The following is a 16,759-nucleotide window of genomic DNA, read 5'->3' as shown; positions in this document are numbered from 1 at the left end:
AGTCCGCGGCCGTCGATGTCCGTGTGAGCCACCAGCTCGTCGATGACGGCAGCGAGCGAGACCCCGGCCGCATCCGCGAATGCGTTCAGGGACTGCTTCGTCGGCCGACGCACCGTTGCGAACAGATCAGCGGTCGGCCCTACTGAGCCTCGGGGACGCCCCCTCCGGCGGGTGGTTCCAGCCATGCCAGCAACATAGGCCATATGACTATGGCCTTCCTTGCAGGTGGGGCGGCGTGTCGGGTTCACGATTCGCCGAGCATGTAGCCGATGAGAGCCTCGCCAGTGGCCTTCACGGCCGCCCGGTTGACGGCCCATGTGACGAGCCGGCCGTGCCGGCGGTTAGGAGGCTCGTCGGCGACGACGAGGCCGAGCGCTTCGAGCGCCTCGAGGTGGCGCAGCGTGTTGGTCCGGGCAGCGCCGAGCTCACCGTAGATCTGTGGGGTCGTGAGCGGGCCCTGGGCCGACAGCGCGTGGAGAATCTCGACGCGCGCGAGGTTGCCGATGGTCTCCACGGCGACTCGTACCTCCCCTGGCATCCCTGGGGGCTGGGTGAGGCGTGGCATGCCGCCCATCCTGCCGGATTTAGCCGGCGGGCCCCCTGCCGACGGCCAACACACTACCGCTTAGCCGCCCTGTAGCCTGGCCGGCGGCTGCTTGATTCGTGAAGAGAGACTCAGGACTCGGGGGAGGCGTCCCCGAGTGAGGTCACGGGCTGTTGGGCGTCGACGTGGTCGACGAGCCACGGTGAGTCGGCGTCAGCGCGCGTGAGGTCGATCTGGACGACGATGACCTGGCGCTTGCCGATCCAGCCGTCGACGCCCGTGGGGATCAGGGTGATGATCTGGCCGCGGCTGGCGGTGGTGTCGGTGTCGGCGGGCAGCGCCATCGCATCCGTGGCGCCCTGAGTGGTCGTGATGTAGCGGCCGCGGTGGGCGGCGAGCTGCGTCCAGGCGGCACCGCCTCCGCTGGGTAGGTCGACGTCGGTCGCCTCGCGCAGACGCGGCGTCATGAGCGCTGCGGCGCGGCGAACGGCGGCCTGGGGTGTCTTGTCGGTGGTGGTGTCGGCGGTCCAGTAGGTGGCGCAGAGCTGGGCGACGTCGTCGTCGACGCTGGCCTGTACGGCTGGGGCCGCGACGGCGCCCGGGCTCGTCGTCGGCGCGGCCACGGCGGGGGAGGCGCTCGTGCCCGCTGGCGTGGGGTCGTCGGGGCCGCCAGCGCATCCGGTGAGAGCGTAGGCGGCCGCTATGGTGAGCGCCGCGGCGGCGGTGCGGATCGTCGTCTTGGTCGTCATCACTTCTTCGTCCCTACGAATTCCCAGTGCCAGGGTTCGTGTGCCCCGGATCCGCCGATCTTCGCCCATGAGGGCTTTGACCAGCCGTAGGCCGGCGCGTTCTGGAGCATCCAGTCGTAGGTGGCGCTCCCCTCGGTACCGACGTTGCCGAGGTCGACGGCGAGGCCCCACCCGTGGTTTGAGGTGCCCGGCTTGGCTGCGACACCGGGCGGCATGGTGGCATACAGGTAGACCTGGGTGGCGTAGTCGCGGTAGGCGGCGTTGAGCGTGAGGTCGTGCCCGAACTTCTTGTGGAACTCCTTGTCGAGCTTGGCGAACGCGTGCTCGGCGTCGCAGCGCAGGAACATGTCGGCGCCGGCCCACGGAATGCGGCAGAGGTTCGAGGTGTCCAGGTGTCCGGAGCCGTCGATTGCCTCGCGGAAGGTGCCGTCCTTGGACACGGGCGGTCCACCGCCGGCGTCGACGGCGATCCCGACGAGCGCGTCCCCGAGGGTGCTGGTGTAGCGGGGGATCGCGGCGAGGATCCGGGTGATGTACTGCTGGGTCTCGGTGATCTCGGGGACCCCGCTGGCCTTGGCGACGTTGCCGGTGCCGGCGTTGTACGAAGCGAGGGTGAGCTGCAGGGGGTCGCCCTGGATCTTGTCGGCCTTGAGCTGCTCATCGACCCATGAGCGCAGCGAACACATGTAGTCGGCCTGTGAGCCGATCGCGTCGACGCCGTTGAGGACGTCGGCGGCACCGTCGCCGTCGTAGTCCTTGCCCCAGCTCGTCCAGGTGCCCGGCATGAACTGCGCGATGCCCTGCGCGCCGGCGGGGCTCTGCGCCTTCGGGTTCCAGCCGCTCTCGGCCTCGACCTGGGCCGCGAGCACAGGGCCACTGACCCCGGCGCAGCGCTTGCCGGCCGAGGCCACGATGTCGCGGTACGCCTGGGGGATCGCCGCGGCGTTCAGGACCCCGGTCCCGCCGGACGCGGGCGCGGCAGCGGCAGTGTCGCCGTCGTCACCCCCGAACACGGCAAGCGCGAGCGACGCGACCCCTGCCGCGGCCACGGCCGCGATGCCCCCTGCTACGACCTTCACCCGATGGTCCCCTTCTTGAGGGTTCGCTCGTGGCGGCTGATGTCCGCGAGCACCTCATCTCGCGCCAGCACGTACGCGCCGGCGGACTTGCGTCCGTGCAGCACGCCCCGGCGCAGATAGATCCGCACCGTGTTCTCGTCTCGATCGATCATCTGCGCGGCCTGCGCCACCGTCAGGAGGCTCGGCCAGCGGCGCGTCCCTGTCGCCATGCTCGCAGTCTCCCACACTGCGAGACAGTCTGCACAGTATCGTTGACATTACGAATAGCATCGTTCATAATGTATCCATGAGCACAATGCCATGGGCGGGCTCGGGGTACGAGCCTGCGGAGACGCAAGGGGAGGGCTTGCCGGTTTCGATCGGGAGCCCTGTCGTGGACAAGCTCGCGGGGGGTGAGGTGACCGAGCCGGCCCCGGCTGTGGTCGCTGTGCCGCCCGAGCCTGCCCCAGTGGTCGAGGGGGTGCCGGCGGACGTTTCGCCGGACCCGGCCCTCGTCGTCGATGGACCGTTCCGGGGGCAGTCCGTGCCGGTCGAGCCGGTGCCCGTCGATCCGGGGGAGCTTCTCGCCGCGGCGACGCCGTCGGCCGCGGCCATCCGGGCCCAGCAGCCCAGGCCCAAGGCCCGGGCGAGGCAGGGCCTGCGCGGCAAGCTTGCCCGCGCGGGTCTTCCGGTCGCTCCCGGCGCCGAGGAGCAGGCCGCGCTCGACAAGGCGTACGCCGAACAGGTCCGCCTCGAGGAGGCCAAGCGGGTCATCCGCCAGGCCGCCTGGCCTCGTGCGGTAGCGGTGCTGGTCGGCAACCGCAAGGGCGGCGCCGGAAAGACGACGCTCTCGCTGACGCTCGGCGGGCAGCTCTCCGCGATCCGTGGAGGCAACACGGCGCTCCACGAGGTCGCGGACGACCCTAACGACCTGGCGGGGCGCTCCGAGGGTTCCCCGCTCGTCGGGCTCGGCGAGCTCGTTCGGGACGTCGACCAGCTCGACGCCCAGGGAAAGGTTGGCTGGTACGCCTCGACGCAGACGTCCTTCGCCGACGTGATCGCGACCGTCCAGGGCCGCGCGCGTCCCGCGCTGACCTACGACGCGGTCACCAAGGTCTGCCGCAAGCTCAACGAGTTCTACAAGGTCCGCGTCATGGACTCCGGCAACCAGCCGACGTCCGGGGCGTTCAGGGCTGCCGTCGACAACGCGGACGTCTTCGTGATCCCACTCATGCTGGAGCAGCCGAGCTGCAGCCACGCCGTGGCGACGCTCCACGCGCTGCGGAGCATGGGCCCGCACGGCGCGTACCTCGCGGACACGTCGGTCGCCGTGATCATGGAGGACGGCCGGCCCGTCTACGGGCCGATGGAGCAGGCGGTGCTCGAGACCCTCGCGGCAGCGGGCGTCAAGACGATCCACCGGCTCCCGTACGACGAGCACATCGCGATGCGCGGGCAGACGACCCTCGCCGAGATCAGCCAGCCGACCCTCGACGCGCTGACCTACGCCGCGGCGGACGTCATCCGGGCGATGACCCGCGCCGTCGCGCGTGAGGAGCTGAACGCGAGCGCGCCGCTCCCGACGTCGTCGTTCCCGACGACGCCCAGCTCGGGGGACTACGTCCCCGAGCCGTTCACCGCCCCGGCCCCCGAGGCCACCCTTCACTGGACTAGGAGCCCCCACCATGCGTGAACTCATCACCCAGTCTGTCGCGAGCGCGATCACCCTCACCACCGGCAAGATCAGCAACCCGCTCGACAGCGTGACGCCTTCGATCACCGTCTTCGGCGTGAAGTTCGCCAACAAGGCCGGCGTGATCGCGGGCGGGATCTGGGGCCTGTGCCTCCTGGCCGGTGCGGTCGCGGTCATCATGGCGGCCGTCAAGTGGGGCTACAACTCCAAGGTCCAGCATTCGATGGACGGCACGCTCGAGGCCGCGGGGCAGTTCAAGGTCGCGATCGCGGCGTTCGCCGGCCTGTGCGCTGTGTCCCTGATCATCGGCGCGATCATCTTCGTCTTCCAGGGCTGACCCGTGGCCATCGACGACTACAGCGAGCGGCCGCGCCGCCGTGTCCCGAGGTGGGTGTGGGCGACCATCGCCGGCGCCCTCGTCGTGGGCGCCGGCGCGGTCGCGCTCGCCATGGGCCTGGGGGGCTCGTCGACACCACCGGCCTCCGCGGGCCCCTCTGCCGCCTCTTCGCCGGCGACGTCGACCTCCACGGCCCCGGACGCCGTCGGCGGCCTGCGGGTGGCCGCCGGCAGCGGTGGCACCAAGGGCAAGGTGGCCTCCGACGGGCGCACGCCCCTCGGGTACGCGAACACCTGTGAGGGCGCCGTCCAGGCGGCCACCAACTACGTCAAGGGCATCGAGGACGGCCTCTACCAGCCGCGCCTGGACGCCAAGGGGTTCGCCGCCTACGTCTCCCAGCTCACCGATGGCCTCGACGGCGGCGCTGCTGACGGGCCGGTCGCAACGCTGACCGCCGAGTTCACAAGCGGTCGTGCCGAGGTCAAGAAGTACGGGACCCCGCTCGACCCGAACGCGTCGTTCCACCCCGAGTGGGGCGCCTTCATCGTCCGCTCGTGCGTCCCCGGTACTCAGGCGAGCGTCGACGTCGTGGCCTACGAGACCCCATACATGGGGAAGGGCAACGTCGGCGTAGGCGAGTACCACGTGACCTTGGCCTGGTTCGAAAACGACTGGCACTTGGCGGGCTACGAGGCGCAGCTCGACGGTCTGCCCGACGGGGTGAGCGGCGTCACGACCTCGCCCGTACCTGCTGATCACCGGCACGCGTGGATCGCGGCCGCCGGACCCGGATGGACGGAGTACACCAATGCACCGCAGGGGTGAGGTGTGGATCGTCGGCGTGCTCGCCGCGGTCCTGATGTGCACGGGGGTGGGAGCCGCGTCGGCCTCCGCGCCGTCGTCGCCGCACGCGGCGCCGCAGGTGGTCTCGGCTGACGGGTCCGGTCCGGATGTGGGCTCCGCGGCGGCCGCCGCCGCAGCCAAGGCGGCCGGGGTCGACGACGCCGACTACACCGAGGCCCAGAAGCAGGCCGCGGAGAAGACCGCTGCCGCCAAGACCGCGACGAAGACCTGCAAACTCATCGTCCACTGGCCGCTCAACAACCTCCAGGACGACTGCCAGAACGCGATGAAGTCGCACTTCGTGCGGGACCAGATGCCGACGCTGGCCGCACACACCGTCTGCGGGGTCGTGAGCTCGATCAACGGGGCGTTGGGCACCGGCTGCTCGGTCGTCGTCGAGCCGGCCATGGACAAGATCAAGGGCTGGTTCTGGGACGCGTACAACGTGGCTCTGACGGCCGCGTCGACGCCGTACAACGCGGCAAAGGCCGTCGGGTTCATGGTCAACCCGAAGTACGCGTGGCAGGCGTTCATCAACTCCCTGAAGGAGGACGCGGTCTCGATGTTCGAGACCGCGATGGACTTCGTGGTGAACACGGTCGCGTTCGACCCGAGTGCGACGTGGTGGCGCAACGCCTACGCGGCCTCGGGCGGCATCGGTCTGCTGCTCCTCGCGATCGGCCTGATCTTGCAGTTCCACTCCTACGGGAACGGGCGCATCGGTCCCGACGAGATGTCCGACACGCTCGTACGCCGCGTTCCCATCGCGCTCCTGATGATGGTCTTCGGCCCCGCGGTCGCCTACGTCATCATGCAGGTCTCGAACGGACTCTCGGAGGGCGTCATCCACTGGATGGGCCCTGACGCGGCGAAGTCCCTGACCTCGGCGGCCGTCTTCGAGGCGATCACCATGCAGATCCCCGGTGGCTTCGTCACCGGGCTGATCGTCTTCGGGATCTTGTTCATCGGCGCGCTCGGGATCATCGGGACCTTCATGGTCCAGACCCTGACGACCTACATCCTCGGCGTGGCCGCCGGGATGGGCTGGGGGATGAGCGTGTACTCCCCGTGGCGCAAGAAGTCGCTGGCTGTGCCCTTCGCCGTCGTCGTCCTGATCTTCTCCCGCCCGCTGCTGCTGTTCGCCGTCGGGGTGGTCTTCAAGATGGCGGGAGGCGTCGACCCGACACCGTCCTCGGCCTCGGACGGCCTCAAGCAGCTCGTCCAGGCGGCGCTCGTCGTGATCGCGGTCGTCTTCATCGCGTTCGCCCCCTGGACCCTTCTGAAGTGGTTCCCGCTCATGCCGACCGAGCACGGTGTCCGGTCGGGCGGCGCGATGATGACCGCCGCTGCGGTGGGCATGGCCGGCTCGAGCCTGCAGACCCTGGCGATGAACCGGGCCCGCAACGAGAAGACCACCGCGAGCAACACGCAGGCCGGCCCGAACCCGGGCCCAGGACCCGGGAACCCGCCACCTGGCCCTAGGCCGACGCCGACACCGGCTGCGGTGCCGAACCCGGCCGGCGCCGGCACAGGTGCCGGAGCTGGTGTCGGCGCTGGTGCCGGTGCGGGTGCAGCCAGCACGGGAGCGAGCGCCGCGGGGGGTGCCGCATCCGGCGGCGCTCTGCTCGCCGCGCAGCTCGCAGCCCAGGCCGCGCAGGCCGTCGTGGAGAAGACCCGCGCGTCGGCCGACGCCGCGACGCCCGAGATCGCGTGACCCAGGGGGAGTAGACGATGAGCACTCAGACTGTCGACCGGCGGGTCGTCCTCGGAGGAGAGACCCGCAGCCGCGGCATCATCGGGGGCAGCCGTACCCGGATCGAGTGGCTCGGCTTGATCGCGACCGGCGCCCCGGCGTTCCTCGTCCTGATGGGTGGCGGGATCTCCTGGGGCTCGGCCGCAGGCGCGATCTTGGTCCTCGCCCTCGCCTTTGCCGTGTGGACCCCGGTGCCCGGCGCGTTCCTGCGCGACCGGTCCGCGGCGGCGTTCATCGGGGAGGAGATCTCCTACCGGGCGCACCGGCGCCCGTTCACCCCCCGGCACCTGGCCGACGACAAGGCGCGTCACCCGTACGTCGCGCCCGTCGCCGTCGGCCAGGTCCGGGTCCTGTCCGCGACCCTGCCGACCGGGGAGGAGCTCGCGATCCTGCGGCACACCTCCCCGGGGCGCCGGCACTTCTACTCGGCCGCCGTCGAGATGGCCGGCCCCGCAGCGGGCCTGGACAAGGAGTCCGAGTTCGGGGAGGCCCACGCGCGGTGGGGCCGGTTTTGCGCCATCCTGGCGCGGCCCGGGAGCATGATCCGGACCGTCCAGGAGGTGACGCGCGTCGTCCCGTACGACACCCGGGATCACACGGCCTGGGTGATGGACCTCCTGCCCGCCTCCCCGGACCCGGATCTGACGGCTTCCTACGTCGAGCTGCTCGACATGGTGGGCAAGCAGACCGAGCAGCACCGGTCCTGGCTCGTCCTGCGCCTGCCCGTGACCCCCGCGTTCACCCTCGCGGCCCGCGAGCACGGGCAGGGCGAGGACGGCGCCGCCCGGCTTGTTGCCGCCGAGGTCGGCGGTGCGCTCGAGCGCGCCGCCGCGCAGGGGCTGCGGGTGCGGCCGCTGGACGAGCGACGGCTGTCCGCGGTGATCCGGTCACTGCAGGACGCGGACTACCCGATCGACCAGGTCCACGACGACGGTGGTCCGATGTCGTACGCGAGGGCCTGGCTGCCCCAGGACTGCAAGCCGCGACGCCACGTCGTCGTCCAGGGCTCCAAGAGCACCTGGTACACGCGCACCGCCATCGTCCCGCGCACCGGGATCACCCCGGGACGACTGTCCCCGGACTTCCTGCACCCGCTGCTGAGCAACGTGTCCCCGTCCGTGGTTCGGACCATCGCGACCACGATCGACCTGGTCCCCGCGCACATCGCCCGCCGGCACGCCAAGGACGACGTCACCCACGACCGCGGCGCGTCCAAGGAGGCGCTGGGCAAGGTCAGCGACGGGTCCGAGGACGACCAGCTCACTGCCTCCCAGCAGCGCCTGGCCGACCTCAAGCCGAGCACCGGGGTCCACGGCGCCAACTGGGCCATGTCGGTCACCGTCACCGCCCGAGACCAGAAGGGCCTCGCGGCCGCCGTCCGCCAGCTCGAGGACGCCGCCGACGAGGCCAACATCACGAGCCTGTACTGGCTCGACGGCAAGCACGCCGCCGGGCTCATCACCAGCCTGCCGCTGGCCAGGGGAATGGAGGTCCGCAAGTGAGCACCATCGAGAGCTGGACGAAGCACGCGACCGACACGAAGAACGCCAAGCGCAGCCGCAAGGCGGCCACCGCGCCCGCCGAGGAGCCGAACCGGAACGACCGCCGGGCCAAGGGGCGGCAGACCGCCGGGCGTGAGCGCGAAGTCCGCCGCAACCGGCGCAAGTGGCTGGACCGGCTGGGCTTCTACGAGTACGTCGGCAAGGCCACAAAGTCGACCACGCGGCAGGTCTCCGGCCTGTTCCTCGCAACCGCGGGAGCCCCGACCTCCCACCTCGGGTTGTTCGTCGGCAAGGAGCAGCACACCGGCTGGCCCTACTACCTCGACGTCTTCGCGGCGTACAAGCACGAGGGCCTGTCGTCGGCGAACGTCTGCGTGTTCGGTGACGTCGGCTACGGCAAGTCGTCGTTCATCAAGACGTGGGGCGTGATCCGCCAGCTGATGCTGGGCCGGCGCGTCGTCGTAATCGACAAGAAGCGCCAGCAGCGCGGCGCCGGCGTGATCGAGGGCGAGTACGCACAGCTCGCCCGCGCGCTCGGCGTCGAGCCGATCAAGTTCGTGATCGGGAAGAACACCGGCGGATCATGCGTCAACGTCCTCGACCCCGCGATCGGCGGGGAGGGGACCAGCGAGTCCGGTGCCTCGCAGATGCAGCTGCTGCGCGCCGTCCTGACCGAGGCTCTCGGCCGCGACGTAGGCGCGCTCGAGGGCAAGGCGCTCAGCGTCGCCCGCAAGTGCGCCATCGACGAGGCACGCGCCACGGGGCGCGTCGCGACGATCCGCGACGTCCTGCACCACCTCGAGGACCCCCATGAGGGCGCCCGGCAGTACGTGTCGCACCGCACCAGCCTCGACGACCTCGCCCGCTGGGGCCTCGAAGCCGCGGCCGAACTCGAGCGGCTCGTCGACGAGGACCTCGCCGGCCTGATCGACGGCCCGACGTCGGGCAGCATCTCCCTGACCAAGGGCCTGACCGTCTTCGACATCTCCGCCCTCCCGGACACCGGGCCCGCGGTCCCGATCGTGATGGCCGTGGTGAACTCGTGGCTGCGTGCGGTCATCGACAACCAGGCCGACCCGGTCCCGACGGTCTTCGTCGTCGAGGAGGGCTGGCACCTGGTCTCCGGGACGTTCGCCACGATCATGGAGCGCAACCAGAAGCTCACCCGTGGTGAGTCGTTGGAGAACATCACCGCCTTGCACCACCTCTCGGACGTGGCGAAAGACTCCCCGGCGCGCGCCGCGATCAAGGAGGCCGCCGTCGCCGTCATGTACCGCCAGGACCGCGACGAGGACGCAGCCGCTCTCGTCGAGCTCTTCGGCCTGCCGCCATCGGCGCACGGCGTGCTGATGCAGCTACCCAAGGGGAGCGCACTGATCAAGGTCGGCGACCGCAAGCCCGTGCTGGTCACCCACTACCGCTCCGCCTGGGAGGAGCGCCTGACCGACACCGACGAGGCCATGCACTCCACTGCGACGGTCTCCCTGCACGGTGACAACGCTCAGATGCCGGCGGCCGCCTGATGAGCGCCATGACACCGGCCCCGCGCCGGCCCCGCAGCCTCGGCGACTCCGCGGTCACGCTCGCGATCGCCGTCGTCGGCCTCGTGGCCGCGCTGATCGGTCTGCTGCACCTGGCGGCCCTCACGGTCGCCGCCCTGACCGGGCACTCCGCCCCTACCTTTCACGACACCCTGGACGCGGTGCGCGCCCGGCCTACCAACCCCGTCGGCGGGTACGTCACCTCCCCGGGCCCGGCCCCGGTGATCTACGCCCTGGTCGTCGTCGTGGCCCTCGCCCTGATCGTGGGCGCCGTCTGGGCGGGCATGACGATCGCGGGTTGGATGACCGACCGCCGGTACAACCGCACGACGCTGCGGGACCTGGCACCCATGACGTTGTCGGCCGCGCAGGAGGCCGCCGACAAGGTCGTACCTGCGGCGGCCGCGCAGGAGCTCGCGCCGGTCGACCGCGTCGTCGCGGTCTGCACCTACCGCGGCAAGCCCCTGTTTGCCCAGCATGAGGACTCGTTTCTCGTGATCGGTCCGCCCCGCTCTGGCAAGACCTCACGGCTCGTTATCGACTGGATCCTCGACGCCCCCGGCGCGGTCGTCATCACCGGCACCAAGAGCGACGTCGTCTACTACACGCACACGCCTCGCGCCGAGAAGGGTGTCGTGAGCGTCTTCGACCACGGCGGGTCGATCACCGGCTGGCCCACCACCCTCAAGTGGGACCCCGTGGCAGGGTGCGAAGACCCCGACGAGGCCCGCGAACGGGGCCGTTCCTGGGCCGCTGCGGACCCCGAGCGCCTCTCGGGGAAGAACGCCTGGTTCACCAACCAGGCAGGGGAGATTCTCGCCTTCTTCCTGCACGCGGCGGCGCTCAAGCCCGGCGGGTCGATGCGCGACGTCATGCGGTGGGCGTCCGACTTCTCGAGTAACGAGCCGGCCATGGTCCTGCGCAGCCAGGGCGCCATCGTCGACCCTGTGACCGGGGAGGCGGTCGGCGCGCCCGTCGTCAGCCGCGGCACCGAGCTGTGGGCCGACCTCCTCAAGGCCCGGACCCAGTCCCAAGCCAAGGAGACCGCGGCCTCGCTCGGGACGACGCTTGTCGGGCTCCTCGCCGCCCTGACGTCACCGGCCGTCCTCGAGGCGCTGTGCCCCGCACCCGGTGAGGGTTTCGACATCGACGAGTTCCTCACCGGCCCCAACACCCTGTACCTGATGTCAGGGGAGGGGGTGGGCAGCGTCGCGCCGCTCGTGACGACCCTCGCCGGCGCCGTCGTGCGCCGAGCCAAGGACAAGTCGCAGGAGACGGGCCGGCTATGGCCCCCGCTCGCCCTGATCCTTGACGAGGCCGCGAACGTCGCGCCCCTGCCCGACCTGCCCGGCCTGATGAGCGACTCCGGTGGGCGCGGGATCTCCGTGCGCGTCATCTGCCAGTCCAAGGCGCAGATGGTCCAGCGCTGGAGCGATGCCGGCGCGAACGCGATCATCGCGGCCGCGACCACCCAGATGTACCTGCCCGGCATCAAGGACCCCGAGCACCTGCGCGCACTGTCCGAGATGCACGGCCGCTACCGTGCCCACCGGCTCTCGGCGTCGTCGGGGCACAGTGGGGGGTCGACGACGACGTCGTCGGAATGGGAGAACCGCCTCGCAGGCGACGAGATCCGCCGCCTCAAGCTGGGGGAGGCCCTGATGTTCTACCGCGAGCTCAAGTCCGCGCAGGTCACGCTCACGCCCTGGTGGGACGGGAAGAGCAAGGACGCCGTGGAGAAGAGCGCCAAGGCTGCCGAGCAGCTGACCGGGAGGAAGATCGATGGCTGAGGAAGAGCCCCAGTACGCCACGACCCGCCAGCTCGAGGACGTCCTAGCTGCCCTCCTCGACCAGATCGCGGCCGTCCGCGACGAGCTCACCGCGGAGCAGGACGAGGCCAAGCGTGCCGGCCGGTGGCGGTGGGAGACCCTCGAAGGGGAGGAGCGTGCCGACCTCTGGTACGAGCTGCGCGACTTCATCGGCTGGTACAACACCACCATCGGCCGCCAGAACGAGCACCTCGCGATCTGGGGCTGCTGGCCCGGGCACCCCGTCGTCGTCGAGGTCATGACCGCGCAGCTCGTCGCGTGGAAGGCCGCGCACCGCTCGACCGTTCCGACCGACGCGATCCGGCTGTGGTTCGAGCACCTGTGGCCGGCCGTCGCCAAGATTCACGACCTCGACGGCAACGTCGGAGGTCTCGGCAAGTGCGCAGCCAAGCACCACGAGACCAACGGCAACGCCGTCGGGATCCCGCCGGTCGACCCTGCGGACTTTGACACCCTCGTGCGAGAGGATGTCGAGGCCCACAGTCCGGTCGAGACCGACGCAGCGTAGGAAGCCCGATGCAGATCCCGTACATCTACCCGCTGACCGAGGCCAAGGCACGCCTCGGTCACCTCGTCTCCGGGGTCGCGGCGTCCGAGCACGGGCCCGTGCTTCTCGGCCGGCGCGGCGTCCCCGACGCCGCGCTCGTCGCGTGGGCCGACTTCGACGAGCTGCGCGACGAGCTCGGCGCGCTCGAGGCCGGCACGCACGTCGACGTCGCCGCCGAGCGTGTCCAGCACCCGTCCGGGCCGACGACGGCCCCGCTGTCCGACCTCGCGCCGAGCATCGGCGCCGGCGACGTCGTCACGTTCTGGCCCGACCTCGTCACCGACCTTCGCGAACACCCCAGCGAGGTCCTCGCCGACGTCCTCGTGGAGATCGCCAGCGGCGGCCTCCACGGCACCCCGTTTGCGCGCGGGACCCTCGGACCGCAGTGGCGATGGTTCCTCGTCACCGAGAACACCGACGGGCCCACCGGCTGGCACGTCATCTGGCGGACCACCGACGACGACGTCGAGCTCGTCGCCGCCCTCCCGATCTCTCCGCTTCTGCACCGCACTTGGCGCGCCGGCCCCGAGCCAGAATGAGCGGCCCCGGGCGCTGGAGTCGGTGGAAGGAGACGTGGCGCGCACTGACGCATAGCCTGCGTTCCCCGGTAGCAGCTGCCTGGGGAGGCGCAACACTCGCAGTCTTCCTCTTCGGTGCTGTGGCGCTGTGGGTAAGCGAGACGGCCGATCTGCGCTGGTCGGCGTTGTACCTGGCCGTAGTCATCCTGCTCTGCTTGATCACCGCCCTGGTGTCGGGCGGCTACCGCGCCGTACGGGACGAAGAGTATGAGCGCCTCGTGGCCACGGACTGGTTCCACTACACGCGTGAGTCCGCCGCGCCCGGGGAGGCGCTCGACCTCGACCCGAGCCGGTGCCGCAAGCTCTCGCGTGTCTACCGCTGCGACCGCCTCGCCCGTCGCCTGCCGGCCGTCTACTTCGTCCTGGCTGTGATCGACCCCGTCGTTCGTCGCGCGAACGGGATCCCCACCACGGCGACTCTGACGCGCACGAAGTTCACCGTCGATGGCCGACCACTGCGCGAACACGTCCTGGTGCGTCACACAGGCGAGATCGCCGTCGTGAATCAGACGGTCCGCGTGTACGCCGTCGCCAGTAACGGCTGTTTCTGACCGCCGCCCCCATGTGGGTGGCGGTCACTAGCGTGCTCCCCAACTGGCGATGGAGAGATACCCCCGATGACTGACAACGGACCCGACCCCGTCGACGCGCTCGCGCAGGCGTGGGGCGCGCTCGACCCGCTACAGCGGTACGTCGACGCCGCGCCCGATGGCCCGATGCCCGTCGACGAGCTCGTGCGCGAGTACCTGGACTCGCACGACCCGTACCCGGCGGGAACACGCGTATCGACACGCGGCCTCGGCGCGGCCGCCGAATGGGAACCCGCAACGATCCTCGACCGGCCTGGCTCCGATGAGTGGACCGTCGAATTCGACGACGGTGCGACCGCGTGGCGCGACCACACCGAGATCCGTCCCAACCCTGCGCCAGGCACGTAACCTCAGCCTGTGCCCGCCGCCCCATCCCAGCCTCCCTCCACGTCCACAGTGAACTGGCTCGACGACGTCGTCTCCCACTTCGGTGTCCGATGCCGGGAGAAGCTCGCCGGCCCGGGCGACCGCGAGGCCGCGATCAGAACCCCGCTCGAGGAACTGCTCAGCGCCGTAGGGGACCACCTCGGCGTCCCGGCGACGTTCCACGACGAGGTCCAGGACACCGAGCGTCGAGTCCGCCCGGACTACGGCGTCCGCGTCGCGGGTGTCACCACGGGCTACGTCGAGGTCAAGGCACCGGGTCGGACGATCGACCCTGACCGGCTCCGCGGCCACGACAAGGTCCAGTGGGAACGACAGCGTGACCTGCCGAACCTCCTCTACACCAACGGCACCGAGTGGCGGCTGTACGTCGACGGCGAGCCCGTCGGAGACCCCGTGGTCCTCACCGGGGACCTGGAGACCGCGGGCGACACGCTCGCAGCGCCTGCTGCGCTCGAGACGATGCTCACCGCGTTCCTGCGATGGCAACCCGTCCCCATCACGTCCGTGGGTGCGCTCGTGCGCGCGATCGCGCCCCTCACGCGGCTCCTGCGAGGGGAGGTGCTCGACCAGCTCACCAAGGAGACGCAGGCGATCGCCGGCGGGGCTGACGAAGCGGACCAGCCGTTTCACGGGCTCGCGCGCGACTGGCGGGCGCTGCTGTTCCCGCAGGCCACCGACGACGTGTTCGCCGACGGGTACGCCCAAGCCGTCACGTTCGCCCTGCTCCTCGCGCGGACCGAGGACATTGACCTGTCTGGGGCGTCCCTTCACACGATCGGGAGCAAGCTCGGGGCGGAGCACTCCCTGATGGGCAAGGCGTTGCAGGTCCTGACAGACGACGTCGCCGCCGACTTCAAGGTCACCCTCGACCTGCTCGTGCGGGTCGTCGGGTCCGTGAACTGGGACCGGGTTCGCCGCGGGAAGCGCGACACCTACCTGTACCTCTACGAGGACTTCCTCGAGCTGTACGACAACAACCTGCGCAAGCAGTCCGGCTCCTACTACACGCCCCTGCCCGTCGCGGAGCAGATGGTCCGCCTGACCGAAGACGCGCTCACGACCCGACTCGGGAAGACGGCGGGCTTCCGGAACCCCAGCGTGATCACGGTCGACCCCGCGATGGGGACCGGGACCTACCTGCTCACTATCCTCGAACGCGTCGCCCGTCCCATCGGGCGCGCTTGACGCGGTCGACGTCGGTCGCCTATCGCCGGTCGAGGACCCTGACGAGTGAGTCGAAGACCTCTCCGAGTGCTCCGTCGACGACGGAGTAGTACGACCAGCGTCCTCGCTGCTCACGAGTGAGCAAGCCGGCGTCGACGAGGATCTTGAGGTGGTGGCTGACGGTGGCCTGCGCGAGGCCGACCGGCCCGGTGAGGTCGCAGACGCACGCCTCACCGGCGTCGGCGGCCGCGACGATCGACAGGAGCTGCACGCGGGTCGGGTCGCCGAGGGCCTTGAAGGTCTGGGCCAGCGAGCGAGCCACGCCGGGGTCCGCGCCCTGCGTGGGCACCCCACAGTCGCAGACCGCGGCAGGAGCGGGGGAGGCGAGGGGGAGCTCGGCGGTCGACGTCATGGCCTCATCTTGCCACCTATCGAGATTTGTCGATACGTTGGGCCTGCGATTGATCGACAGTCTTCGATGGGAGTGGTGATGGGCGAGGTCACGAGATCTGAGCTTCCGGTGGTGGTGATCGGCGGCGGGCCCGTCGGGCTGGCGGCCGCAGCACGCCTGCTGGAGCGTGGACTGGAGCCGCTGGTCCTGGAGGCGGGCGACCGCGTCGGGGCGGCTGTGGCGTCATGGGGGCACGTGCGCCTGTTCTCGCCGTGGCGCTACGACGTCGACGAGGCGGCGAAGCGCCTTCTGGAGCCCACCGGCTGGGTGGCACCTGACCCCGACGCCCTGCCAACCGGGACCGATCTGGTCGGGAAGTACCTCGAGCCGCTCGCCGCGACGCGCGCACTGGCCCCCCGGCTTCGTCTGGGAACGCGGGTCGTCGCGGTCGCCCGCGAGGGTGCGGACAAGACCCGGTCGCTGGGTCGGGAGCGTCGCGGGTACCTCGTGCGCACGGTGGACGCCGCGGGGCAGGTCTCCGATGTCCACGCCCGAGCCGTGATCGACGCCTCGGGCACGTTCGGGTCGTCCAACCCGCTCGGGGTCTCCGGCCTGCCCGCAGCCGGAGAAAACGATGCGGCGGCCTTCGTGGCGGGCCCCCTTCCTGACGTGCTCGGCGCGCAGCGCGAGCGGTTCGCGGGGCGCCACACGCTCGTCGTCGGCATGGGCCACTCCGCCGCGAACACGTTGCTGAGCCTGGTCGAGCTGGCCGAGGCCGACCCGGGGACGCGGATCACGTGGGCGATCCGCGGCGGCTCCGCCCGACGCCTGTTCGGCGGCGGGACGGACGACGAGCTCCCGGCGCGCGGCCTGCTCGGCACCCGCCTCAAGACCGCCGTCGACGCCGGACGGCTCACCCTGGTGACATGGACGACGATCGAGCGGCTCATGCCGGGCGCGGACATGGTGCGGGTGTTCGGGACCACGCGCGAGGACGTGTTCGAGGTCGAGGTCCACGCGATCGTGAACGCGACCGGGTTCCGGCCCGACCTGGAGATGCTGCGCGAGCTGCGCCTCGACCTCGACCCGGTGGTGGAGGCGCCGAGCGCGCTCGCGCCGCTGATCGACCCGAACCAGCACTCGTGCGGCACCGTGCCCCCGCACGGTGAGGCTGTCCTGTCTCACCCGGACGACGGGTTCTACCTGGTCGGGATGAAGTCCTACGGCCGCGCGCCGACCTTCCTGCTCGCGAC

The 16,759-nt window shown here is 70.7% G+C and carries 18 protein-coding genes; 13 read left to right on the top strand and 5 right to left on the bottom strand.

Annotated elements, in window-relative coordinates:
* Positions 1 to 244: 244 nt before the first annotated feature.
* From ACLQ14_RS17910 to ACLQ14_RS17895, 4 genes are all read right to left on the bottom strand, one after another.
* Positions 245 to 514, bottom strand: coding sequence for an ArsR/SmtB family transcription factor (locus ACLQ14_RS17910; RefSeq protein ID WP_425815525.1), 270 nt, complete (start codon positions 512 to 514; stop codon positions 245 to 247).
* Between the two features lie 161 nt (positions 515 to 675).
* Positions 676 to 1,293: a hypothetical protein gene (locus tag ACLQ14_RS17905; RefSeq protein ID WP_425815523.1), complete on the bottom strand. Its 618-nt coding sequence runs from the start codon at positions 1,291 to 1,293 to the stop codon at positions 676 to 678.
* A complete protein-coding gene (locus tag ACLQ14_RS17900) occupies positions 1,293 to 2,372 on the bottom strand; it encodes a transglycosylase SLT domain-containing protein (protein ID WP_425815521.1) in 1,080 nt (359 codons plus the stop codon). The genes ACLQ14_RS17905 and ACLQ14_RS17900 overlap by 1 nt, the downstream gene beginning before the upstream one ends.
* Positions 2,369 to 2,581, bottom strand: a complete 213-nt coding sequence (locus ACLQ14_RS17895; RefSeq protein ID WP_425815519.1) for a helix-turn-helix domain-containing protein — start codon at positions 2,579 to 2,581, stop codon at positions 2,369 to 2,371. Before ACLQ14_RS17895 ends, ACLQ14_RS17900 begins: the two co-directional genes overlap by 4 nt.
* Before the next feature lie 239 nt (positions 2,582 to 2,820).
* On the opposite strand from ACLQ14_RS17895, the gene ACLQ14_RS17890 reads away from it, so the two are divergent.
* The 12 genes from ACLQ14_RS17890 (at position 2,821) to ACLQ14_RS17835 (ending at position 15,136) form a co-directional block, all read left to right on the top strand.
* Complete coding sequence (locus ACLQ14_RS17890; RefSeq protein WP_425815517.1) at positions 2,821 to 4,044, top strand: MinD/ParA family ATP-binding protein; 1,224 nt, start codon at positions 2,821 to 2,823, stop codon at positions 4,042 to 4,044.
* On the top strand, positions 4,037 to 4,381 hold the full coding sequence (locus ACLQ14_RS17885) for a hypothetical protein (protein WP_425815515.1): 345 nt from the start codon (positions 4,037 to 4,039) through the stop codon (positions 4,379 to 4,381). Before ACLQ14_RS17890 ends, ACLQ14_RS17885 begins: the two co-directional genes overlap by 8 nt.
* A 3-nt stretch (positions 4,382 to 4,384) precedes the next feature.
* Positions 4,385 to 5,206: a hypothetical protein gene (locus ACLQ14_RS17880; RefSeq protein WP_425815513.1), complete on the top strand. Its 822-nt coding sequence runs from the start codon at positions 4,385 to 4,387 to the stop codon at positions 5,204 to 5,206.
* Positions 5,190 to 6,938, top strand: coding sequence for a hypothetical protein (locus ACLQ14_RS17875; protein ID WP_425815511.1), 1,749 nt, complete (start codon positions 5,190 to 5,192; stop codon positions 6,936 to 6,938). Before ACLQ14_RS17880 ends, ACLQ14_RS17875 begins: the two co-directional genes overlap by 17 nt.
* Positions 6,939 to 6,955: 17 nt before the next feature.
* A complete protein-coding gene (locus ACLQ14_RS17870; RefSeq protein ID WP_425815509.1) occupies positions 6,956 to 8,479 on the top strand; it encodes an SCO6880 family protein in 1,524 nt (507 codons plus the stop codon).
* Positions 8,476 to 10,002, top strand: coding sequence for an ATP/GTP-binding protein (locus tag ACLQ14_RS17865; RefSeq protein WP_425815507.1), 1,527 nt, complete (start codon positions 8,476 to 8,478; stop codon positions 10,000 to 10,002). The genes ACLQ14_RS17870 and ACLQ14_RS17865 overlap by 4 nt, the downstream gene beginning before the upstream one ends.
* A gap of 8 nt (positions 10,003 to 10,010) precedes the next feature.
* Positions 10,011 to 11,810 (top strand): type IV secretory system conjugative DNA transfer family protein, encoded by a 1,800-nt coding sequence (locus ACLQ14_RS17860; protein WP_425815505.1) that lies wholly within the window; start codon positions 10,011 to 10,013, stop codon positions 11,808 to 11,810.
* Positions 11,803 to 12,357, top strand: a complete 555-nt coding sequence (locus ACLQ14_RS17855; RefSeq protein WP_425815503.1) for a hypothetical protein — start codon at positions 11,803 to 11,805, stop codon at positions 12,355 to 12,357. The genes ACLQ14_RS17860 and ACLQ14_RS17855 overlap by 8 nt, the downstream gene beginning before the upstream one ends.
* A gap of 8 nt (positions 12,358 to 12,365) precedes the next feature.
* Positions 12,366 to 12,935, top strand: coding sequence for a type II toxin-antitoxin system prevent-host-death family antitoxin (locus ACLQ14_RS17850; RefSeq protein WP_425815501.1), 570 nt, complete (start codon positions 12,366 to 12,368; stop codon positions 12,933 to 12,935).
* A gap of 119 nt (positions 12,936 to 13,054) precedes the next feature.
* Entirely contained in the window at positions 13,055 to 13,525 is a 471-nt protein-coding gene (locus ACLQ14_RS17845; RefSeq protein WP_425815499.1) for a hypothetical protein, read from the top strand.
* 66 nt (positions 13,526 to 13,591) lie between these two features.
* Positions 13,592 to 13,912: a tudor domain-containing protein gene (locus ACLQ14_RS17840; protein WP_425815497.1), complete on the top strand. Its 321-nt coding sequence runs from the start codon at positions 13,592 to 13,594 to the stop codon at positions 13,910 to 13,912.
* A gap of 9 nt (positions 13,913 to 13,921) precedes the next feature.
* Entirely contained in the window at positions 13,922 to 15,136 is a 1,215-nt protein-coding gene (locus ACLQ14_RS17835; RefSeq protein ID WP_425815495.1) for an N-6 DNA methylase, read from the top strand.
* A gap of 19 nt (positions 15,137 to 15,155) precedes the next feature.
* Here the strand turns inward: ACLQ14_RS17835 and ACLQ14_RS17830 are convergent, their stop codons facing one another.
* Positions 15,156 to 15,527, bottom strand: coding sequence for an ArsR/SmtB family transcription factor (locus ACLQ14_RS17830; protein WP_425815493.1), 372 nt, complete (start codon positions 15,525 to 15,527; stop codon positions 15,156 to 15,158).
* Positions 15,528 to 15,605: 78 nt separating this feature from the next.
* On the opposite strand from ACLQ14_RS17830, the gene ACLQ14_RS17825 reads away from it, so the two are divergent.
* Positions 15,606 to 16,759 (top strand): FAD-dependent oxidoreductase (locus ACLQ14_RS17825; RefSeq protein WP_425815641.1); only part of this gene is annotated, 1,154 nt, incomplete at its 3' end.

The sequence above is a fragment of the Luteimicrobium sp. DT211 genome (assembly GCF_049844995.1).
Lineage (GTDB): Bacteria > Actinomycetota > Actinomycetes > Actinomycetales > Cellulomonadaceae > Luteimicrobium.
This window is presented reverse-complemented; position numbering and strand designations above follow the sequence as displayed.